This window comes from Leisingera sp. CC-HEC093, assembly GCF_059429195.1.
The window spans coordinates 3,267,213-3,288,274 of sequence record NZ_JCAIJR010000001.1 but is presented as its reverse complement, the minus strand read 5'-3'; the positions used below and the strand labels follow the sequence as shown (position 1 = coordinate 3,288,274).

Annotated in this window: 16 protein-coding genes and 1 pseudogene; 10 read left to right on the top strand and 7 right to left on the bottom strand. The window is 60.8% G+C overall.

Annotated features, from left to right (window positions below; genetic code table 11):
• Positions 1 to 27 precede the first annotated feature (27 nt).
• Both AC5STB_RS16100 and AC5STB_RS16095 read right to left on the bottom strand, forming a co-directional pair.
• On the bottom strand, positions 28 to 1,350 hold the full coding sequence (locus tag AC5STB_RS16100) for a PQQ-like beta-propeller repeat protein (RefSeq protein WP_495443809.1): 1,323 nt from the start codon (positions 1,348 to 1,350) through the stop codon (positions 28 to 30).
• 53 nt (positions 1,351 to 1,403) lie between these two features.
• A complete protein-coding gene (locus AC5STB_RS16095; protein WP_495443808.1) occupies positions 1,404 to 2,075 on the bottom strand; it encodes a hypothetical protein in 672 nt (223 codons plus the stop codon).
• Between the two features lie 289 nt (positions 2,076 to 2,364).
• Between AC5STB_RS16095 and AC5STB_RS16090 the strand changes: the two genes are divergently transcribed.
• Together AC5STB_RS16090 and AC5STB_RS16085 are read left to right on the top strand one after the other, a co-directional pair.
• On the top strand, positions 2,365 to 3,477 hold the full coding sequence (locus AC5STB_RS16090; RefSeq protein WP_495443807.1) for an efflux RND transporter periplasmic adaptor subunit: 1,113 nt from the start codon (positions 2,365 to 2,367) through the stop codon (positions 3,475 to 3,477).
• Positions 3,474 to 7,304, top strand: coding sequence for an efflux RND transporter permease subunit (locus AC5STB_RS16085; protein WP_495443806.1), 3,831 nt, complete (start codon positions 3,474 to 3,476; stop codon positions 7,302 to 7,304). The genes AC5STB_RS16090 and AC5STB_RS16085 overlap by 4 nt, the downstream gene beginning before the upstream one ends.
• 385 nt (positions 7,305 to 7,689) lie before the next feature.
• Here AC5STB_RS16085 and AC5STB_RS16080 read toward each other — a convergent pair whose 3' ends face one another.
• Positions 7,690 to 7,926, bottom strand: a complete 237-nt coding sequence (locus AC5STB_RS16080; protein WP_495443805.1) for a hypothetical protein — start codon at positions 7,924 to 7,926, stop codon at positions 7,690 to 7,692.
• Positions 7,927 to 8,079: 153 nt separating this feature from the next.
• Here AC5STB_RS16080 and AC5STB_RS16075 point away from each other — a divergent pair, with 153 nt between their 5' ends.
• On the top strand, positions 8,080 to 8,814 hold the full coding sequence (locus AC5STB_RS16075; protein ID WP_495443804.1) for a Crp/Fnr family transcriptional regulator: 735 nt from the start codon (positions 8,080 to 8,082) through the stop codon (positions 8,812 to 8,814).
• A 691-nt stretch (positions 8,815 to 9,505) separates the two neighbouring features.
• Here the strand turns inward: AC5STB_RS16075 and AC5STB_RS16070 are convergent.
• Entirely contained in the window at positions 9,506 to 10,366 is an 861-nt protein-coding gene (locus AC5STB_RS16070; protein WP_495443803.1) for a tyrosine-type recombinase/integrase, read from the bottom strand.
• Positions 10,367 to 10,693: 327 nt separating this feature from the next.
• Here AC5STB_RS16070 and AC5STB_RS16065 point away from each other — a divergent pair, with 327 nt between their 5' ends.
• The 5 genes from AC5STB_RS16065 to AC5STB_RS16045 all read left to right on the top strand — a co-directional run bounded on the left by AC5STB_RS16065 (position 10,694) and on the right by AC5STB_RS16045 (position 14,417).
• Complete coding sequence (locus AC5STB_RS16065; protein WP_495443802.1) at positions 10,694 to 12,280, top strand: type VI secretion system Vgr family protein; 1,587 nt, start codon at positions 10,694 to 10,696, stop codon at positions 12,278 to 12,280.
• Positions 12,241 to 12,777, top strand: coding sequence for a hypothetical protein (locus AC5STB_RS16060; RefSeq protein WP_495444642.1), 537 nt, complete (start codon positions 12,241 to 12,243; stop codon positions 12,775 to 12,777). Before AC5STB_RS16065 ends, AC5STB_RS16060 begins: the two co-directional genes overlap by 40 nt.
• A gap of 13 nt (positions 12,778 to 12,790) precedes the next feature.
• Complete coding sequence (locus tag AC5STB_RS16055) at positions 12,791 to 13,540, top strand: hypothetical protein (RefSeq protein WP_495443801.1); 750 nt, start codon at positions 12,791 to 12,793, stop codon at positions 13,538 to 13,540.
• Complete coding sequence (locus AC5STB_RS16050) at positions 13,537 to 14,058, top strand: hypothetical protein (protein WP_495443800.1); 522 nt, start codon at positions 13,537 to 13,539, stop codon at positions 14,056 to 14,058. Before AC5STB_RS16055 ends, AC5STB_RS16050 begins: the two co-directional genes overlap by 4 nt.
• Before the next feature lie 68 nt (positions 14,059 to 14,126).
• Positions 14,127 to 14,417, top strand: coding sequence for a PAAR domain-containing protein (locus AC5STB_RS16045; protein WP_495443799.1), 291 nt, complete (start codon positions 14,127 to 14,129; stop codon positions 14,415 to 14,417).
• 489 nt (positions 14,418 to 14,906) lie between these two features.
• Here AC5STB_RS16045 and AC5STB_RS16040 read toward each other — a convergent pair.
• Positions 14,907 to 15,955: pseudogene (locus AC5STB_RS16040) on the bottom strand (IS110 family RNA-guided transposase).
• A 137-nt stretch (positions 15,956 to 16,092) separates the two neighbouring features.
• Entirely contained in the window at positions 16,093 to 16,425 is a 333-nt protein-coding gene (locus tag AC5STB_RS16035; protein ID WP_495443798.1) for a hypothetical protein, read from the bottom strand.
• Between the two features lie 292 nt (positions 16,426 to 16,717).
• Between AC5STB_RS16035 and AC5STB_RS16030 the strand changes: the two genes are divergently transcribed.
• The gene (locus AC5STB_RS16030) at positions 16,718 to 16,948 is read left to right on the top strand and encodes a hypothetical protein (RefSeq protein WP_495443797.1); all 231 of its coding nucleotides are present in this window, start codon (positions 16,718 to 16,720) and stop codon (positions 16,946 to 16,948) included.
• A gap of 37 nt (positions 16,949 to 16,985) precedes the next feature.
• Complete coding sequence (locus AC5STB_RS16025) at positions 16,986 to 19,154, top strand: methyl-accepting chemotaxis protein (protein WP_495443796.1); 2,169 nt, start codon at positions 16,986 to 16,988, stop codon at positions 19,152 to 19,154.
• Between the two features lie 65 nt (positions 19,155 to 19,219).
• On the opposite strand, the gene AC5STB_RS16020 is transcribed toward AC5STB_RS16025, so the two are convergent.
• A complete protein-coding gene (locus tag AC5STB_RS16020) occupies positions 19,220 to 21,049 on the bottom strand; it encodes an ABCB family ABC transporter ATP-binding protein/permease (RefSeq protein WP_495443795.1) in 1,830 nt (609 codons plus the stop codon).
• Positions 21,050 to 21,062: the final 13 nt, after the last annotated feature.

Below are 21,062 nucleotides of genomic sequence, written 5' to 3'. Positions count from 1 at the left end.
GGCGGCTTCCGCCACCCGGAAACACTGTTAGCGGTATGCCAGCAAATCGCCCTTGGTGGAAACCACGTACAGCGTGCGGCCTGCAATAACCGGTGCCGTGGTGGCGCCGCCGGGCACCTCCACCGTGCGGGCCAGGCTGCCGTCCTGCGGGTTGAAGAAGCGCAAGAGCCCGTCGCTGGAAGCGACAACCACCTGCCCGCCAGCCAGCACCGGGCCGTGGTGCACGTGGATCTGGCCGCGCTTCCTGGGCTTATTCTTGAGGAAGCCGGGCAGCTCCACCGCCCAGATCACCTCACCGCTGGCTGCATCCAGGCGCAGGAGCTGGTTCAGGTCGCTGACCTGGAACAGGCTGCCGCCCGCGGGCCAGGCCGTGCCCGCCGCGCCCTCGCGCGCAGTCCACAGCCGGTCGCCGGTGTCCAGGTCGATGGCCACTGTGCGGCCGGAGTTGTTGCCCGCATAAAGGCGCCCCCCCGACACCACCGGCGCGCCTGTCACATCACCGATCCGCGACAGGGTCCGGCCGGTGCGCTTACCCGCGACCGAGGCGCTCCAGCGGCGCAGGCCGCCGCGGCGGAAAGTGGCGATCAGATCGCCGGAGCCGAAGGCAAAGACTGCCAGGTCGTTTGTCACAACCGGCGCAGGCGCGCCCAGAACGTTGGCCGGAGACGGGGACGCTTCGATCTGCCAGGCAATGCGGCCGTCCTTGGCATTTACCGCCCAGCCGGTGTCGTCGCCCGCCACCAGATAGACCAGCCCGCCGCTGACCCGCGGCTGGCCGGAGCCGGTTGCGCCCAGCTCCTGCCGCCAGATCTGGCTGCCGTCGGCTGCATTCAGCGCCGTCAGCACACCAAAGCCGGAGGAGATGTAAAGGACCCCGTCATCAAAGGCCAATCCGCCACCCGTGGCCTGGCCCTCGTCGTCAACGGCCGGGGTCAGCTCGCTTTGCCACAGAACCTGGCCCTGCGGCGAAACCGCGGAGACCCGCGCCGCGCTGTCCAGGGTGTAGATGCGCCCGCCGCCGACAACCGGGGTTGCAGTGATCCGCTGGCGGCGGCTGTCGCCGGCGCCGATCGGCGCGGACCAGATGCGCTGCGGTGCGGAAGACAGCGCCGGATGCGCGGTGCGGCCGGCTTCGGCACCATGGCCCTGTGCCCAACTCGCATTTGCCGCTTGCTGCGGCAGGGATATCGGGCGCGACTGGTTCACAATTTCGACTTCGGCATCAGGCCGGATGTCCTCGCGCTCGCCCCGCAGGATGACCTCTGGCTCTGCACAGGCCGCCAGCACGGCCGCGGCTGCAGTTGTGCAAAGAAGAACCCGTGCCCGGGAGAAAGTTTTGTTTATTGTCATTGCCCTGCCCTGTCTGCCGTTATCGTTCCGCAAGTTCCCATCCGCGGAGCGCCTTACCCCTCAGGCGCGGCATCCCCGTCCAGGGATCCGCCGAGCGCCACAATCACCTGTGATGCGCGGTCTTTCAAGTCTGTACTGACAGTTGCATCCGCAACAATGTCCTGCAGCCGGGTAATTGCCGCCTCGCTGTTGCCCTCTTCGGCGTCCAGCAGCGCCAGCTGCTCAGATGCCAGCAACGCCAGCGGCGCCCCGGGCCGGGCCAGCGCTTCGTACTGCAGACGGCGGTCTGCCGCGCTGAGCGTCTCAGCCTGCAGCGCCAGCGCCTTGAAGCTGGCGATATGGCGGTAGATCAGAGGCAGCTCCCCATCGACAGCTACGGCTTCCAGCTTCGACACGGCATCAGCAGTCTTGCCGGCCTCCGACAACGCGCCCGCTTCCAGCATCGCCACAATGGCCGCCCCGCCGGCGCTATCGGCCGCCACAGCCGTCAGCGCTGCAGCCTGGTTTTCGCTGCCTTCGGTTTCCAGCGCCGCGGTGATCGCGTCGCCCAATTCCTCAGCAGCGGCCTGCTCCTGGGCCTTGGTGTATTCCCGGAACGCCGCGCCGCCGACAATCAACGCCACCGCGACGCCGCCGATCCAGCCATAGCGCTTCAGCGTCAGGAAAAGCCGGTCGCGGCGGACCTCTTCGGTCACTTCATCGATAAAGCTGTCGGTATCGCTCATAAAAAGCCCCAGATATGCGCGGCGCGGGCTGGTGCCCGTACCGGTAATGAATGCGTCGCGCCCCTCTTAACCCGGCACAAAGGCCAAGCCAAGTGGCCCGTTTGCACCAGAAACACATGCCATGAGGGCAGAAAAGCAAGAAATGTGAACTAAACCACTTAGTTTAGAATGGACATCTCCTATATCAGGCTTATCACATACGCGCGAGTCCCGCAGTGAACAGGCCCCTGCCGAACGACGGCAAGGGTTTGTGCATGTGGAAAGACACAGACATCAGGAAAGGCCCGAAATGCGCATTGTACCGATACTGACCGCAGTGGCGGTGACAGCCAGCCTTTACATGGTGGTTATCAAGCGCGAAAATCTGATGGCATTTGCCCGCGGCGCGGATGCGGCGGAAGCAGCTGAGACCGACGCCTCCGCCGCAGGAACGGAACTTGCCCAGGCTGAGGAAGCCCGGATTGGCGTGGTGGCCGTTCAAAGCAAAGCGCGCACCATTGGCAACGCGGTGATCCTGCGCGGTCAGACCCAAGCCATCCGCCAAGTGGAGGTACGGGCCGAAACCACCGCGACGGTGATCTCCGAACCGCTGCGCAAGGGTGCCCATGTCAAAAAGGGCGATCTGCTGTGCGAACTGGACCCAGGCACCCGCAATGCATCGCTGCTGCAGGCGCAGGCGCAGCTGAAAGAAGCCCGGATCAACCTCACCGCCGCTGCCAAGCTGTCAGAAGGCGGATATGCATCTGAAACACGGCTGGCCTCCGCTGAGGCCGCGGAGCGGTCGGCGCAGGCGGCCGTGGCCGCGGCAGAGCGGGAAATCGGCAACTTGGCTATCACCGCGCCGTTTGACGGGCTTTTGGAAAGCGACACTGCGGAACTGGGCAGTCTTCTGCAGTCCGGCAGCCTGTGCGGCACTGTGATCCAGCTCGATACCATCAAGCTGGTGGGCTATGTGCCGGAGGCAGAGGTCAACAAGATCGCCTTGGGCGCCATTGCGCAGGCGGAACTGTCAACCGGCCAGCAGGTCCAGGGCGACGTTACTTTTCTCAGCCGTTCCGCCGACCCCACGACCCGCACCTTTGAGGTCGAGATCACCGTTCCCAACCCGGACCTGAGCATCCGTGATGGTCAAACTGCAGACATCGCGATTTCCTCGGCCGGTTCCCTAGCGCACAAACTGCCGCAATCGGCGCTGACGCTGAACAACGAGGGGCAGCTGGGTGTCCGCGTTGTCGGATCCGGCAGCACCGTGGTATTCTACCCCGTGCAGCTGCTGCGGGATGAGGTGGATGGCGTCTGGCTGGGCGGCCTGCCCGAAACCGCGGATGTCATCGTGGTGGGACAGGATTTTGTAACCGAAGGCGTCGCCGTGGCGGCCACCTACCGGGAGACTGAACAGTGATTGGCATAGTCGACTGGGCCGCCGGCCGCGCGCGGATGGTCCTCGCCTTCATCGCAATATCCCTGCTGGTCGGCGGCTTCGCCTATTCGATGCTGCCCAAGGAAGGCGAGCCGGACATCGAAATTCCGGCCCTGTTCATCTCTGTTCCCTTCCCTGGCATCTCCGCCGAGGACGCTGAGTCCCTGATAGTCAAGGTGATGGAGACCGAGCTTGCCGACCTCGACGGGCTCGACAAGATGACCTCCACCGCTGCCGAGGGTTATGCCGGCGTGGCGCTGGAGTTCGATTTCGGCTGGGACAAAACTGCCATCATGGCCGATGTGCGCGACGCCATGGACAAGGCGGAGGCGGAGTTCCCGGAAGGCGCCGAGAAATACTCGATCACCGAAATCAACTTCTCCGAATTCCCGATTGTCATCGTGAACCTGACCGGCGCCGTGCCGGAACGCACGATGGCGCGTGCCGCCAAGGACCTGCAGGATGATCTTGAGGCATTGGATGCGGTGCTGGAGGCCGGTATCGCCGGCAATCGCGACGAGATGGTCGAAGTCCTGATCGACCCGCTGCGGCTCGAGGCCTACAACGTCACAGCACTTGAACTGATCAATGTTGTGCAGAACAACAATCAGCTGATTGCGGCGGGTGAGATCGAGACCAGCCAGGGTGCGTTTTCGGTCAAGATCCCCTCCTCCTTTGACGATGTGAAGGACATTTACCAGCTGCCAATTAAGACCAACGGCGACCGGGTGGTCAAGCTGGGCGAGCTGGCACAGATCAACTTCACCTTCGAAGACCGCGAAGGCACCGCCCGCTTTAACGGCGAGGACACGGTTGCCCTGCAAGTGGTGAAGCGCAAGGGCTATAACCTGATCGACACCGTAAACATGGTGAAGGAAACCATTGAGGTCTCCAAAACCAAATGGCCGCCGGAACTGCAGGCCGCGGTTGAGGTCGGCACCTCCAATGACCAGAGCCGTGTTGTGGGGTCCATGGTGAGCCAGCTTGAAGGCTCCGTCCTCACCGCCGTGGCGCTGGTGATGATTGTCGTTCTTTCGGCGCTTGGCAGCCGCGCTGCCCTGCTGGTTGGCTTTGCCATCCCGACCTCGTTCCTTCTGTGTTTTGCGTTTCTGGCGGTTATGGGGGTTACCATTTCCAACATGGTGATGTTCGGCCTGATCCTCGCCGTGGGGATGCTGGTGGACGGCGCCATCGTGATCGTGGAATACGCCGACAAGCGCATCAAGGAAGGCACCGGCCCGATGCACGCCTATGTCGAGGCGGCGCAACGGATGTTCTGGCCGGTGGTATCCTCCACCGCCACCACGCTCTGCGCCTTCCTGCCCTTGCTGTTCTGGCCCGGTGTTCCCGGCGAATTCATGGGGATGCTGCCGGTCACCATGATCTTCGTGCTGTCAGCCTCGCTGGTGGTGGCGCTGATCTACCTGCCCGTCATGGGCGGCGTCACCGGCCGCATCAGCCGCACGTTTGAGGGCGCCTCGCGGGCGCTGCGGATGATCGCGCCCTGGTGGCTGCGCGCCGTGCTCGTGCCGGTCGCTATGTGGTTCATGTTCGCGGGCGCCATGCAGATGCTGAACCCCTCATACCTGCTGGGCGAGGGCACAGGCCCGATCACGGGTGTGCTGTTCGGCGGCCTGGTCTTCACGCTGGCCTCCTTCGCGGCTTCGATCACCCTCAGCTCGGTCAAGACCGTGCGCGAGGAGCAGGAGGTTTCCCCCGGCTATCACCACACCCCGTTTGGCCATGTGATCAAGTTCATCGCAGGCAACCCGGTGATGCCGGTGGTGACCATTGCCGCCGTGGGCTTTGCTATCGTGGCCGTCTTCTCGATGTTCAGCGAGAACAACTACGGTGTTGAATTCTTCGTCGACTCGGAGCCGGAACAGGCCACCGCCTATGTCCGCGCCCGCGGCAACATCTCGCTGCACGAAAAAGACGAGATGGTGCGCGCCGCCGAGGACGTCATTCTGAAGCACCACGCAGTGATCAATGTCTTCTCTTTTGCTGGCGACGGCGGCCTCAACACCGACAGTTCCGGCGCGCAGCTGCCGCCGGACACCATCGGCCAGGTCCAGTTCGAGATCATCCCATGGGAGGAGCGCCCCACCGAGAGCGAGCCGCTGGACGGCTGGTTTGGCGGGCTCATGAGCCAATACCTAGGCTTTGAGAAGAAGGTGATCGCCGAGGAATACGACGGCAACACCGTGATCGATGAGCTGAATGCAGTGCTCGGCAAGCTGCCCGGTTTCGAGGTCGAGGTGCGCGCGCTGGCGCAGGGCCCCGCCTCCGGCAAGCCGGTGCACCTGCGCCTGCGCGGCGAAGGCTGGGAGGATCTGACCGCCGCCACCCTGGCCGCACGGGAGACGTTCGAAAACACCCCCGGCCTGATCCTGATCGAGGACAGCATGCCCCTGCCCGGCATCGACTGGCAGATCAATGTCGATGTCGAAAAGGCCGGCCGCTACGGCGCGGATGTGGCCACCGTAGGTGCGATGGTGCAGCTGGTAACCCGCGGCATCCTTCTGGACACCATGCGGGTCGACAGCTCCGACGAGGAGATCGATATCCGCGTCCGCCTGCCGGAGCAGGACCGCGTGCTGTCGACGCTCGACAACCTCAAAGTCCGCACCACAGACGGCCTGGTGCCGCTGTCGAACTTCGTGACCCGTCAGCCGGTACCGAAACTGGCGCAGATCAACCGCATCAGCCAGCAGCGGTTCTACGACGTCAAGGCGGACGTGGAACCAGGCCTGAGCAAGGTTGTGATCGAAGATGCGGACAGCGGGGAGCCGACCCGCCTCGCCCTGCTGAAAGAAGTGCCGGAAGGCACCGAAGCGACTGGCGCGACCCTCACCGCGCCGAACGGCCGGGTCATGCAGCTGGCCGCGCTTACCGGGGCTGATAGCTTTGACGCTGTGCAGGCTGCGGTGGACAATGGCGCCAAGATCATCCCGGTGAACCCGAACGAGCGGATTGCCGTCCTGACCGAGTGGCTGGAAAGCGATCCGTTGCCGCGCGGTATCGGCTGGGAATGGACCGGCGACCAGGAGGAGCAGGAGGAATCCGGCGCCTTCCTGTCCAAGGCGTTTGCCGGCGCGCTGGCGCTGATGTTCGTGATCCTGCTGGCCCAGTTCAACAGCTTCTACAACGCGGCGCTGGTGCTGCTGGCGGTGGTTCTGTCCACCACCGGCGTGCTGATCGGCATGATGGTGATGCAGCAGCCGTTCTCGATCATCATGACCGGCACCGGCATCGTGGCGCTGGCGGGCATTGTGGTGAACAACAACATCGTGCTGATCGACACCTATCAGGAGTTCAGCCAGCAGATGCCGCGGATCGAGGCGATCATTCGCACCGCTGAGGCGCGTATCCGCCCGGTGCTGCTGACCACCATCACCACAATGGCGGGCCTGACGCCGATGATGTTCGGGGTCAGCCTGGACTTCATCAACGGCGGCTACTCCATCGACAGCCCCACCGCCCTGTGGTGGAAACAGCTGGCAACCGCCGTGGTCTTTGGCCTGGGCATTGCCACGGTGCTGACCCTGGTTGTCACTCCGTCCCTGTTGTCGATCCGCGTGTGGTTCTCCACCTACATGCGTGCTCTGGGCCGGCTTCTGTCGCGGATCACCCGCGGCCGCTCGAGCCGCATCGCGCAGGATTCCAAGCTGTTCAAAAAAGCCCGGCAGCTGCCAACCACCGAAATCCAATGGGTCGAAGCTGAGACGCCCGAAAGCGGCGATACCGGGGCCGAAGAAGACGAACCGCACCCGCCTGCCCCGCGCGGCAGGCTGCGCGCCGCGGAATAACCGGCCCACAAAAAAGCCCCGCTCCGGCGGGGCTTCTCTATTAGGGCCGGTTAGGTCAAGCGGAATGATCTCCTATGCCTGCTTCGCGGGACAAACCGACCTTGGATTTTCTGCCTTCGCTGGCGCAGAGATCCCTCGCAGGCGCGGCATGAGATTTTCGGCGCCGCAGAAAAGTTCCCGATTGCGGTCATACACAGGTGCAAAATTCGCCGGACCCGAACCGCTGTTTCGCCGCGACCAGAACCGACAAGCAGGGAGCGGGGCTAGGCTTTCTTCACGCGGATAGGATGTTTGGCTCCGCTAGGTTCCTGATGCTCAAACGTTTTATGAGCTGTCTTACTGATGATAAAGGAACCCAGTTTGGACTTGGCCGCGTCAGCTTCTATTAAGATTTCCGGACAGGGTTACCGTTGGCAATAATCTGATGAATCAGAAAAGCAGCAGCGTGGTGCCCTTCGGCATCAGTTCCCGTTCCATCCGCGTTCTCATGAAAAGCCGCGGCATCACGAAGAACACCAATGACTTCATGCTCAGGCAGCACCTGAAGATCTTTCATAGCCAGCAGCAATGCCTCGCAGATTGATAGCGCGGCCATTCCTGCACATTCGGTCCGCTCGGACATTTTGGGCCTTCCTTTCTTGCATTGCGTGACATGATAAGCTGACAGAGAGGTTATCTTCAGCACCTTCGCAGGAAACGAAGCAGGCCGAACTGATCCAAAGCAGTCCAGGGGACCGGCGGTGTTCAATACCACCGCGCCAGCTCGGGAGGGGTTATGAACTCCATCGAACACAGCCCGCTCGCAAGGAAGCTGTCGGCATTTGCCACTCTTTCAAAAGATGAGCTGGCCGTACTAACTCAGTTGCATCAGCGCCGGAAAATCTTTGCGGCAGGTTGTGACCTTGTGCATCAGGGACAGCCTAGACAAGCCGCGTACATTCTGGCTTCGGGCTGGGCCTGCTCTTACAAAATCCAGCCGGAGGGATCGCGCCAAATCGTCGACTTTCAGATACCGGGTGATTTCCTGGGATTGCGCAGCGTTCTGCTGCGGACCTCGGACCATAGCATCGAGCCTGTTGTGGAGATCGAAGCAGCCGAGGTTCTTGCAAGTGACCTGCTGGGAGCATTGGCCGACACCCCAAGGCTGGCGGCAGCCATACTTTGGGCGGCGTCCCGCGATGAAGCCATGGTTGTCGAACATCTTGTCGGGCTAGGACGCCGCGATGCAGATGTGCGAATGGCACATTTTCTGCTGGAACTTGGTGCCAGGCTGGCGTTCGTCGGACTGGGAAGCAAGGAGGGCTATGCCTGCCCTTTGACCCAGTACCATCTTGCAGACGCCTTAGGATTGACCGCTGTCCATGTAAATCGAGTTCTGCGGCAGCTTCGGGAACGGGAACTGGTCACTTTCCGGGGGGGCTACGTGAAGTTCGGAGATATTGACCGGCTCATGGAACTGGCAGATTTCGATCCGGCGTACCTGGATCAGACTGGACCGCTTCTGAAATGAAACGGCTACCCTTCGGAAAGCCCATGCCGCCGGGTGGCGGGTTCAGAACGGTCAGGCTACGCGAGAACTTGTTTTGCCGCCTCAAGCTCCCTGTACATTTCGGTATGATTTTCATCGCTGTGCGCCTTCTCCGCAAGCCTGTAGTGCTTCCAAGCCGCTTCTTTCTTCGGTCCGGCTGGGGCTCTTTCGCAGGCAGCTCTTATGGACGCCAATTTCACGGAAAGCCTTCTTGTTTCGGGGGTCATTTCTTTGTCCTTTCAGAGGTCTTCAAGAATAAGAAGCGCGAACTATGTGCCGAACCGATTTGGACGAGCACATACCCCGCGCTTCTTTGGCACTCGAAAACAATCACACACCAGCAAAATATGGCGCCGGTTTAGTCCTTTTATCCGGGACTGGGTCTCCACGTACTGACACAGGTTAGCTAGCGGTTTCCCGGTTCGGGCGCTCTGCAACGACCAGTTGCACTCGTCTGAGAAAAAGGTTGTCGACAAAGGCTATACCTGCCCACGTGCGCGTCAGCGACTGCATTAACCTGCCGCAGCTTCTGAACTATTTCCTCTGGCTTGTGCCGCTTGTTCGCCATTCTCTGTCCTCCGTTTCCTAAACATAACGGTGGACCAGTTCAGATGGGGCACTCCAGAAGATGTCCGCAACCTCAAGCGCGTGCCGTGGCACGCCAATCGCTCCGTCAGGTCACGTCTCGCATGTGTTCAAATGGGCTGGCGACATTGCGCAGCGTCTTGGTGGCGACATGGGTGTATCGCGCCGTCGTCGTCAGCTTGGCATGGCCGAGCAGCACCTGGATCACGCGGACATCCGTGTCGGCCTCCAGAAGATGCGTGGCAAAGCTGTGCCGGAGCGAGTGCAGCGTCGCGGGCTTCTTGATCCCGGCCATCGCTTTGGCTGAGTTGAAGGCGCGGTTCAGTGAGCGCGGTGACAGGGGCTCAACCCTGCTCTGCCCCGGAAACAGCCAGCCCTGCGGCCGCGCCTCGCGCCAATAGGCCCGCAGCAGCTCCAGCAGCGACGGTGACAACATCACGTCCCTGTCCTTGCCGCCTTTGCCGCGCTCCACATGGATCAGCATCCGGTCGCTGTCGATATCCCGGACCTTCAGATTGGTGACCTCGGATGCCCGCAACCCCGCGCCATAGCCGATGCCCAATGCCGCCCGGTACTTGAGGCCGGGTCCCGGCGCCGCGGCCAAAATCGCCGAGACCTCTTCAAAGCTCAGCACAATCGGCAGTTTGCGCGGTTCGGTCCGGAACTGGATATACTTCTTCATGTCCTCCCGATCACAGGTCATGCCGAAGAAGAACCGCAGCCCGGCGACCCGGGCGTTGTAGACCGAAGGCGTGCCCCCGGTATCCGTCATGTAAAGCTGATAGGCGCGAAGCTCTTCCGGCGTCGCCGTATCGGGCGACCGACCCAGAAACGCGGTGAAATCTTTGAGCGCCCGGATATGGGTTTTCTGAGTCGTCTCCGCCAACCCGCGAATACGCATATCCTCGATCATCCGCGCACGTAGCGGGCTCATCTTCTCCTGTGTCATTTGAACCTCCTGTCCGATTGAGAAACCTCAATCGTCAGGCAGGTCCGCCACATCACAAAATCGGCGCGCCGCAAGAATGCTTCGCCATGCCAGCCACAAGCGCCAGTGCCGCGAGAGCGGCTTAGTCCCGGAGCCCATTTTCCCAAATTCTGCATGCGTCATGAATGTCAGCTTTTTGCACTTACACCACTTTGAATGCCGCTGATGTCTACTGCGCCCCGGCCAAATTCACACCACTGTCGGAAGGAGCCCTTCCAGTTCGCTGGCCTATTGCAAACTTGCCGGAAACTACGTTAACACCTCACGCATTGGTTGTTTGGTGAATTTATGAACACGCATTTTTCTCAGCAGGACCGGCAAGGCCGCCTGTCGACGGTGCTTGGCGCGGATGGTTTGGTGCTTTTGCGCATGGATGGCAGCGAGGAGCTGTCAGGGGATTTTGAGTGGCGCGTTGAGGCGCTGTCGGCGCAGGACGGGCTGGATCTGACCTCGCTTCTGGGCACCCATGCCACGGTGGAGATCGATCACGGACAAGGCTCACGCGCCTTTGACGGGATTGTCTGCGAGGCCCGCCAGCGCGGTGCGTTTGAGAGCGGCTTCCGCTATGATCTGGTGCTGCGGCCCTGGCTGCATGTGGCGGACCTTAGGCGCAACATGCGGATCTTCCACGACAAAACCGTGATCGAGATCGTTCAGGAGGTGCTCAGCGCCTACGCTGGACTGGGTAACCCGCATCTGGAGGTGCAGGTCTCCGAGGATTATGCGGTGCTGGAATACACCGTGCAATACGGCGAAAGTGATGCAGATTTTGTGCGCCGCCAGTTGGAACGCCACGGCATCACCTGGTCCTGGCGCCATGAGGCGGGGTCGCACACGATGCTGCTGAGTGATGCTGCCTTCAGCCTGCCGCAGGTGCCGGGCGGTTCACGTCCCTATTATGGTGTCGCGGGCTATCACCGCCACGAAGACGAGCATTTCCGCAGCTGGTCCCCGGCGCAGCGCATCACAACCGGAGCGGTGCGGCTGACGGAATACAACTTCAAGATCCCCAATGCCGCACAGGAGGCCGAGCAACTCAGCGAGATCGCCCACCCCAGCAGCGATATCGAGAGCTATGACTGGCCCGGTGACTACCTGACCCAGGGCGAGGGGCGCGGTGTGGCGGACCGCCGCCTGCAGGAAGAGCGCGGCCATGCCCTGCGCCACCACGCCGAGGGGGATGCCGTGTCCCTCGGCGCGGGCTGGCGGGTGACCCTGGCAGGCGATGCCGTGCCCGGCGCGACGGGTGAGACATTCGTCTGCCTCAAGGCGAGCCACCGTTTCCGCGCACAGGCCTATGGCTCAGGCGATGCAGGCGGCGATGAGGCGCCATACGAAGGCTCATACGTTCTGACGCCGGAAACCGCCCCTTTCCGCCCCGAGCGCCGCACCAAAGGCCCGCGGGTGCAGGGGCCGGAAACGGCTGTGGTGGTGGGCGACGGCGAGATCGACTGCGACGAACACGGCCGCATTCTGGTGCGCTTTCACTGGGACTGGGAAAAGGCGTATACCATGCGGGTTCGCGTGAGCCAGAATTGGGCCTCCCAGGGCTGGGGCGGCATGGTGATCCCCCGCATCGGCATGGAGGTCATCGTCGAACACCTGCGCGGAGATCCCGACAAGCCTATTGTCACCGGCTGCGTCTACAACGGCAAAAACAAACCGCCGTATAAACTGCCAAAGCATAAGACACGGTCAACTTTCAAGACGGATACCCACACAGGGCGGGGCTTCAACGAGCTGAGGTTTGAGGACGAAAAGGGCCTGGAAGAAATTAGGGTTCACGCCGAAAAGACCTCAACACGATTGTTGGGCAGGACGAGGCCAAGCTTGTTATGCGCAACTATAGCGAAATGGTGCGAGACAATAGATTAGAAGAAACAGTTGGAGACGCATATCATTCCGTTGCAGGTACACTCACGTTTTCCGTGGGAAACAACGGTTTCGTGGCTACCAATGCGATGGGTTTGGGGATGCAGACGAACAAGGTTTCTGCGGCAGGTTCTAGATTGGGAAAGCTGGAAAACCTCGGGCAGCGAGATGGCAGTTTCGTGCTGAGTTGTGATGGAGATAAATCCGAAACCGTTCAAGGTAACAGCGTCGAGATCGTCAGTCGCCAAAAGATATCAACTGTGGACGGGCTGCAAAGGCAAGAAATCACTGGCAATCTAGACATGACGGTTGGAGCGTCATTCCACACATTGGTGCGTGGCCGTAAAAACGACATCGTAGATAAGAAATACACGTTAACCTGTGGGCAGTCCTCAATCACTTTGGAGCCGAATGGAAAGATTCTTATCCGTGGGATCGATGTCCAAATTGAAGGCAGCAGTTCCGTGAAGATCACGGGCGGTCGCATTGACCTGAATTAGGGAAAACAAAAGTATGGCCGAGGAAGCTGTTCAAGAAGAGTTGGAAGATTACTGCGCTTTGTGGGGCATTAACATTGCGACGACGGAGGACAACCCAGCGGCGGCATTGCGCATACTCCAAGCAATGTATGGCGTGCCTATCGTCGAGCGTCAGGCTGAGCGCCGACAGATGCTTTTGCGTATCGGCGAAGCAGCCCAGCAGGCTTTTCCGGGGGACAATCATCCCTTCCATTTCGCAATCGGCACCAAATTCGGGAATTTGCAAGAGAATCCGCAACTGTTCGCCTTCATTGCGAATGCTCGAAATATGCCGGCGGCGGAGTTGATTGCACTTTATGGAGATATCCAGAAAGGAATTACCCGACTAAAGTATGCTGCGGGGATCACGGGCGGTGCGGCAGCGGCAGGGGTTTTGAACGTCGAGGGCGGTTTGACCAAGGCAGGGCGTGCTGGCGCGGCGGAGGTGGTCCGCTCTGGCGATGTTCGTGAAGGTATTCGCCGGGCTATCGAAACCTCTCGTAAACCAGATGAATTGACTGATGCGATGCGTGGGCGGGTCGGCAATCGAGTCCCCGTAAATGTATATACAGCTCTGTTGACGGGCGTGTTGTTGCTGGCTGTAGCCGAAGGTGAGGAAAAACTAACGGACTTGCGGATCGTTGCGGAGATTAAGTTAGGCAATGGAGAGATGACCGAAATCGAGTACCGTTATCTGTTGGATCTTAAACCGACTGATGAGGTGCCGCCTCGGTACTGGGAATGATGGAAGCCGTATTGATTCGACAAAGATCTCTGCCACGCGGATTGCGGCGGGCAAGCTTGCTACCGGCGCTATTGGTGGCGGTGCTGACACCTGAGTTATGGCTTGCTCTTTTTATCGGCAATGTCGTTCTGGTTGCGGTCTATGGCATAATTTATGGTATTCATCGCCGTGGTGATCCGTTTTCATCTATTCGAACAGGCAGTAGGTTATTTTTGAAAGCTAAAGAGAATCTTGAGCAGGTTAGCGATCCTGCGGTGAGTTGGTTCCTGGTGCAATCAGAACTACGTCACATCGCACGTGATGTTTGCCTGTTGCCAACTCTAGTAACCGCCATCTCCATTTCTGCTCATGGCACAGTTTCGCAAGTAGTTTTACCTGTTCTAGTACTTCTTATTCTGGCCGTTTTGGTGCTTCGGGCCTTAGAGTTTGGGATTTCAAGAATGGAAGCCTCTCAATTACCAAGCGATATTGAGGCCCTGCGTAAAGTGCTCGAAAAAGATTTCCCGAATTGGATATAACCGGAAGCGGCAGACCCGTCTGTATTGGCGGCTAAAGAGGCGGAACTTGATGTATAGGAGATGGCGTAATGCCAGCAGCTGGACGAAAGGGTGATACCGGGTCTGAACACGATGGGTTCCCTCCAACACCAGCCACAGAAGGCAGCTGTGATGTCGGTATCAATGGGAAACCGGCGTTGCGCAAGGGGGATGCTTTTTCGCCGCATTCAAAGCCCAAGCACCCTCCGCACGGGCGGGCGCTGGAGGTTGGATCTGGCAGCGTGTTCATCAACGGAAAGCCCGCAGGGCGCGTCGGCGATGCCATTGACTGCGGCGGGGCCGTCGAAAGCGGCTCCAACGATGTTTTTATTGGTGGGTGATTCTGCAACGCAGTTCCTCCTATTGGATCGCCTGCAAAATAGTTACCCATCTTCAGCTATTGCACGGTCTCGACGGACGAAAGCCGCCTTTGGAGCACTTGCAGCGAAAGCCAGTTTTGTCCGGCGACTTGTAAATTCCCACCTCAAAAAATGCTGCGCGATGCGCGAATGGCCGAGATCGCCGCCGCGTGGCGGCGCGGACTTTTTCGCCTGCGCAGAAAATTCGGTACACTATGCACACGCAGCGTAAATTCGAGAGGTCCGCTCAGGACTCAAAGCGGCCAATAGCCCAGGGGCTGCTTATCAGGCATAAACGCCTGGCATGATGATCTATCCCGGCAAGGGACTTGCTTCTCTTCGAAGTCGGCACGGGGCCGCTCCATGATGGGGTCGGAAGGAAAGGCATCCCAATCTTTTCTACGGACTGCGGCTGAAGCCTCGTTCAACCCCGCCCCGGGATTGCCTGCCCACCCGTCCCTGCACGGGACATCAATCCGCGCGTTCAGCGCGAATTCTGGCGGTTTGTGCCTGCCAGCGAAATTCGGTTTTGTCAGTCCACATCCGGTGTAGAATAATGGCCAGGCGCCGGGCAACGGCAACAAGAGCCCTGAGCTGCCCTCTGCGCTTTGCAATCGACCGCCCCTAAGCTTCAGCGGGGAGCTTCTGATGTTCCGCCGCATGATCGCGCCAGCAGCCTCCACCAGTGCCCACCGGACATTGGCATCACCACACTTTGAAATGCCGCGCCCGTGATCAATTTCGCCGGATTGATAGCGTGCTGGCGTTAAGCCAAAGTGAGCGGGAACGGCCCGGGAGCGCCGGAAACGGGCCGCCTCGTCTACGCCAGTGCGGAATGTAAGGGCAACCAGCGGGCCGACGCCGGGAGCGGTCATGAGCAGCCGGCACACGGGATCATCAGTGGCCATCCGCTGCATCGCTTTGTGCAAATGCTGGAATTGCGCGCGTAACACACGCCGGACTTCCAGGAGTGGCGTGACGGCCAAGGCAAGGTGCGGGCGTTCTTCAAGCAGATCCTTGACCCTGCTTTCGAACTGTGCGCGAGTGACGGCCCCGACCTTCATGCCGAAATTCCGCAACAGGCCGCGCAGGTTGTTCTCTGCATCAACGATCCTTGACTGCAGGAACTTCCGCGCCGTGAGCAGCATCCGGATCTCCTGGCTGTGTTCGGTCTTTACGTGCACGGGGCGAAAGAGGCCGACACGCATCATTTGGGCAATGCCTCGGGCGTCGTTCTTGTCTGTTTTGTTAATCCGGGCCGAAAGCGCGGCCCGCATGTGCCGTGCCTCGACGCATATCACAGGATAGCCTGCCGCAGCCAAGCCGCCGTAAAGCCATTGGGACAGCGGGCCAGCGTCGAGGCCAACACGCCGGTATCGGCCAGCAACTTTCTCAAGCAGTGCTGTGATTGAAGCAGGTTCACTTTCCACCTTCGCTTCTTTGACCAGTTCCCCTGCGCTATCCAGGATGCAAACGCTGATCGAGCGAAGCGATACGTCAAGGCCAACAAACAGATCCATAACTATACCTCCTTGATGTGGTCATCAGGAGCCTGCCCGCATTTCTGCCGACCTGTCACCCTCCTCAGCGCAGCGGAGCAGCCCTAATCATCCCATCTTTTCTTTGCGTCTGGCCAGACTTGCCGGCAGCGCGCAGATCAATCGGTAAAGCCGTATTCCCCCAGCTCACACAGGTCGAGCCCATAGTCTTCGGCCTCGGACCCGTCGGCAAAGCCGCCGCGGATGTCATACACGCAGGTGGTCGCCCCGTCCGCAATCAGTACGCCGATCTCATAATCCGGTGCCAGAACTCCGCCCTCCAGCAAGTTCTCTTCCCAATTGCCGGAAGAAGCCGGGGATACGTTGAATTCGACCAGGTCGGCGCTGCTGTCATTGACCAGCAGAAATTCGAGATCCTCGGCATATGCAGGCGCCTGAAGAGCCAGCAGAGCTGCGGCGGCGGTGGTGGTGGCGGTGAAAATGGTTTTCATGTTGTCGTCCTTTTGCGCGGGCCAGCCGGCGCCCCTGCCGCGATGTCCCCGAGTGCGCGTACATCAGGCATTCTTTGTTGCTGCTCAATGGGAATGCAGCTGGCCTCTTCCCCGCTGCGTTTCCTTTGCCACAAGTTTTCCTGCCTTTCTTGCAGACGGCGTCATGCCAAAATTCCTGGGGTCAGCCGCGACGATCATGTAGCCCATGGTTAACGGCAGAATTTGCGGTGTTTAATCGCGCAAGTTTTATGTTCTCCCCGTGAACGCGCCTTCGCGCGGTTGATACACAGAGATGGCCCTCAAGATGCTGTTTTTGTTATATTTCACAAATCTCTCTGAAATAAAAAATTTTGAAAAGCCGCAAGTCCCGCTCATCTATTTTGCCAAATGCGGCAAAGCGCAAATGGAACTGACGCATCCGGAGCAGCGTCTGTTCCAGCCCGGTCGCCTGCGCCTTTCCCACGGATTTCAGCGTTCACACTATGTTATTTATTGCATGCAAACGAAGGCAGGAACGGATTAATTCCCGTTATACGTGTTTTCTTGCAGGAAAGTATGCAATGTCACTCAGATCGCAAATCCTCACGCTGATCGCGGTCCCCTTTGTTGCCTTGTCGGGCATTGGCGGCCTCAAGGCCCTGGACGACTGGAGCCGGTATCAGGATGCAAAGGTAACGCAGGCAAAAACGGAAGCCTCCGTTGCCCTGACAAAAGTCGTCCACAACTTGCAGGTCGAACGCGGGCTTTCAGCCGTATTCCTGTCATCCGGCGGGACCTCCGGGTCGGCGGATCTCGACGCTGCGCGGGTCAAGGCAGACGAGGCAATCGCTAAGCTGCCTCCGGACGAGGCTGGCGCTCTTGCGCATCTGGACCAGCTGGCCGCAACGCGCAAACGGGTCAGCAGCCTTGAATTGACCCCCGGTCAGATGGGCGCACGGTATTCCGGGTCAATTGCCGGTATACTGGAGGACGTCAGCACCGGGCTTTTGCATCAGAACAACCCGGAACTTGCCCAGCTTAGCTCCGGCCTGATCAGCCTCACCTACGCCAAGGAAGCCGCGGGCCAGCAACGCGCTGCGGGTGCCGCCGGGTTTGCCCGGGGCAGCTTCGATCAGGCCATGTTCCGCTGGTTCGCACGTACCGGGGCTGTCGAAGATCAACTGCTGGACCTTGCCGCGCTCTCCTTCGGCCAGATTCTGCCCGGATTGGAACTGCGTGGTGGACTGGCCCCGGCAGGCCTGCCGGACATCCGCAAGCAGGTTCTGGAAACCCGCCCCGGCGATCCCGCACCCGGTTATCAGGCGTCAGACTGGTTCGACAGGGCAACCCAATGGATCGACGCGCTGCGCAGCGCAGAGATCACCGTGACAGACGCCATGACCGGCCTGGCCGCCAAAGAGCAGGCCGGAGCACGTCAGGCACTGATCGTTACCTTGGCGGTGGTCGTCCTGTCCCTGGCCGTCAGCGCATTGATCGGCCTGCGCCTGATCACCGCCTTCACCCGCCAGTTCGGCGCACTGCAGGCGGATCTGGAAAAACTGGCCCGCAAGGAATTCAGCTTTCAACCGGCCAATCAGGAGTCCAAAGCGGAGATCGGGCATCTCAGCCGGGCAATGGAAAAAACCCGTTCCGCCCTGGAAGAAGCCGAGGAGAAGCTCGCCGCGGTCGAAGCCAACCGGATCGCAGACCGCGGCGCCGTGGTGGGTAAACTGGACGCGCATTTGTCCCGCCTGTCCCAGCGTGATCTGGACTGCGCCATCGAAGAGGCATTCCCCGAAGAATACGAGGAACTGCGGCAGAGCTTCAACGCCACTGTCCAAACGCTGAAGGACACCATTGCGCAGGTGTTCTCTGCCGCCAGCAGCATCCACAACGGTGCCACCGAGATCAGCCAGGCCTCTGATGATCTGTCCAACCGCACAGAAAGCCAGGCCGCGACGCTGGAAGAAACCGCAGCTGCGCTGGAACAGCTGACCGCTTCGGTGAAATCCGCAGCCGACGGCGCGCACAGCGTCGAGCAGACCATGGAGGAAGCCCGCCAGGAAGCGGAAACCAGCGGCGAAGTGGTGCGCAAGGCCGTGGAGGCCATGACCGGGATCGAGCAGTCATCCAAAAAGATTTCGCAGATCATCAGCGTGATTGACGACATCGCCTTCCAGACCAACCTGCTGGCGCTGAATGCCGGGGTGGAGGCTGCCCGCGCGGGCGAGGCCGGCAAGGGCTTTGCCGTGGTCGCCAGCGAGGTGCGCGCCTTGGCACAGCGCTCTGCCGATGCAGCGACTGAAATCAAGGCACTGATCAGCGACAGCTCCAATCAGGTGAGCGAGGGCGTCGACCTTGTCGGTGAAACCGGTGAGGCGCTGGCGAGCATCGTCGGCCGCGTCAATCACATCTCCAAGCTGGTGTCAGATATCGCCAGCGGCGCCGCAGAGCAATCCACAGGCCTGAGCGAGATCAATACCGGTGTCACTCAGCTGGATCAGGTCACCCAGCAGAACGCCGCCATGGTGGAGCAGGCAACTGCAGCGGGGCACCTGCTGCATTCCGACGCGGGCAAACTGGCGGAACTGATGGGGGAATTCAAAATCTCAGGCATCCAGGCCGCAACGCCGCGTCCGGCCGCCGCGCCGCCGCAGTCCCCCAGCGCCCATGGGCCGGACATTGACGCCGCGATTGCAGTGCCGCTGCGGGCCAAGGCCGCCAACGGCGGCGCCTGGCAGGATTTCTAAACCCGGTCCTGATGCAATAGCACCGAAGGCCGGCCCGCTGTGGCCGGCCTCTGCATCCGCGCAGATCACGCCGCGTCCTGATCCGCCTGCTGGCGCTGCCACAACCGGGCATAGCGGCCGTCCTGGGCCAGCAATTCTTCATGGGTTCCGGTCTCGGCAATTTCGCCCTTTTCCAGCACCACGATCCGGTCGGCCTCGGCAATGGTGGACAGGCGGTGGGCAATGGTGATCACCGTGCGTCCCTGCCCGGCCCGCGCCAAGGCTTCCTTGATTTCCTGTTCGGTATCGGTGTCCAGCGCCGAGGTTGCCTCGTCCAGCAGCAGCACCGGCGGGTTCTTCAACAGCGTCCGGGCAATCCCCACCCGCTGCTTTTCACCGCCTGACAGCTTCAGCCCGCGCTCCCCAACCTGGGTCTCATACCCTTCCGGCAGCGCCATGATGAAATCATGGATCTGCGCATCCCGTGCCGCCTGCTCCACCTCTTCTTGCGTGGCGCCGTCCCGGCCATAGGCGATGTTGTAGCGGATAGTGTCGTTGAACAGCACCGTGTCCTGCGGCACCACCCCGATGGCGTGATGCAGGCTTTGCTGGGTCACCCCGCGCACATCCTGGCCGTCGATCTTCAGCGCGCCGCCAGTGACGTCATAAAACCGGAACAGCAGCCGCCCGATGGTCGATTTTCCCGACCCGGTGGAGCCGACAATAGCCACGGTCTGGCCCGGCTCTGCCTCCAGCGAGATGCCCTTCAGGATCTCGCGCCCGGCATCATAGGAGAACCGCACATCCTCCAGCGTTATGCGCCCGCCATTGACTTGCAGCTCCCCGGCGTCCGGTTGGTCGCTTACATCGGCGGGCTGTTCCAGCAGGTCGAACATCTCTCCCATATCCACCAAGCTTTGACGGATTTCGCGGTAGACGGTTCCGAGGAAGTTCAGCGGCACAGTGATCTGGATCATGTAGGCGTTGACCATGACAAAATCGCCGACGGTCAGATTGCCCTGCTCCACCCCGATGGCCGCCATCACCATCACGCCGACCAGACCCGCGGTGATGATCACGCTCTGGCCGAAATTCAGCGCCGCCAGAGAATAGGCGGTCTTGAGCGCCGCCTGCGCGTAGCCCCGCATGGCACCGTCATAACGTTCCGCCTCGCGCTCCTCGGCGACGAAGTATTTGACCGTCTCGAAGTTCAGCAGGCTGTCGATGGCCTTCTGGTTGGCATCGGTGTCCTGCTTGTTCATCTCCCGGCGCAGCTTCACCCGCCATTCGGTGACCGCAAAGGTGAACCAGACATAAAGCCCGACGGTGACCGCCACGACCACCAGATACCAGGCGTCAAACAGCACCGTCAGAATTACGGCCACCAGCGTCAGCTCCAGGATCAGCGGCCCGATAGAGAACAGCATGAAACGCAGCAGGAATTCGACACCCTTCACCCCGCGTTCGATGATCCGGCTCAAACCGCCGGTCTTGCGGGTGATGTGATAGCGCATGGACAGGCGGTGGATATGGGTAAAAGTCTCCAGCGCCAGCCGCCGCAGCGCGCGCTGCCCCACAGGGGCAAAGACCGCATCGCGCAGTTGCTGGAAACCGGTGGTCAGGACACGCGCCATGCCATAGGCCACCGTCAGACCCACGGCGCCAAGCGCCAGGGGCGGCACGCCCTCGCCCGCCAGACCGTCGACCGCGCCCTTGTAAAGCATGGGCGTATAGACCGCGATCAGCTTGGCCAGCACCAGCACCGCCAGCGCCAGAACAACCCGGACCTTTACCCCGCGGTTGCCTTCGGGCCACAGATACGGCCCCACCTTGCGCAATGTGCGCAAACCGGAACGGCGTTCGTCCAGAGCGATGTCTGCATGGTTTGGCGCGGCGGCCTGATCGGTCTGTGTCATGGCTGTTCCTGGC

What these genes read in the sequence shown, in the direction of transcription:
- AC5STB_RS16100 (WP_495443809.1), bottom strand. Translation starts at nt 1,350, where the DNA reads ATGACAATAAACAAAACTTTCTCCCGGGCACGGGTTCTTCTTTGCACA.
- AC5STB_RS16095 (WP_495443808.1), bottom strand. Translation starts at nt 2,075, where the DNA reads ATGAGCGATACCGACAGCTTTATCGATGAAGTGACCGAAGAGGTCCGC.
- AC5STB_RS16090 (WP_495443807.1), top strand. Translation starts at nt 2,365, where the DNA reads ATGCGCATTGTACCGATACTGACCGCAGTGGCGGTGACAGCCAGCCTT.
- AC5STB_RS16080 (WP_495443805.1), bottom strand. Translation starts at nt 7,926, where the DNA reads ATGTCCGAGCGGACCGAATGTGCAGGAATGGCCGCGCTATCAATCTGC.
- AC5STB_RS16075 (WP_495443804.1), top strand. Translation starts at nt 8,080, where the DNA reads ATGAACTCCATCGAACACAGCCCGCTCGCAAGGAAGCTGTCGGCATTT.
- AC5STB_RS16070 (WP_495443803.1), bottom strand. Translation starts at nt 10,366, where the DNA reads ATGACACAGGAGAAGATGAGCCCGCTACGTGCGCGGATGATCGAGGAT.
- AC5STB_RS16065 (WP_495443802.1), top strand. Translation starts at nt 10,694, where the DNA reads ATGAACACGCATTTTTCTCAGCAGGACCGGCAAGGCCGCCTGTCGACG.
- AC5STB_RS16060 (WP_495444642.1), top strand. Translation starts at nt 12,241, where the DNA reads ATGCGCAACTATAGCGAAATGGTGCGAGACAATAGATTAGAAGAAACA.
- AC5STB_RS16055 (WP_495443801.1), top strand. Translation starts at nt 12,791, where the DNA reads ATGGCCGAGGAAGCTGTTCAAGAAGAGTTGGAAGATTACTGCGCTTTG.
- AC5STB_RS16050 (WP_495443800.1), top strand. Translation starts at nt 13,537, where the DNA reads ATGATGGAAGCCGTATTGATTCGACAAAGATCTCTGCCACGCGGATTG.
- AC5STB_RS16045 (WP_495443799.1), top strand. Translation starts at nt 14,127, where the DNA reads ATGCCAGCAGCTGGACGAAAGGGTGATACCGGGTCTGAACACGATGGG.
- AC5STB_RS16035 (WP_495443798.1), bottom strand. Translation starts at nt 16,425, where the DNA reads ATGAAAACCATTTTCACCGCCACCACCACCGCCGCCGCAGCTCTGCTG.
- AC5STB_RS16030 (WP_495443797.1), top strand. Translation starts at nt 16,718, where the DNA reads ATGGCCCTCAAGATGCTGTTTTTGTTATATTTCACAAATCTCTCTGAA.
- AC5STB_RS16025 (WP_495443796.1), top strand. Translation starts at nt 16,986, where the DNA reads ATGTCACTCAGATCGCAAATCCTCACGCTGATCGCGGTCCCCTTTGTT.
- AC5STB_RS16020 (WP_495443795.1), bottom strand. Translation starts at nt 21,049, where the DNA reads ATGACACAGACCGATCAGGCCGCCGCGCCAAACCATGCAGACATCGCT.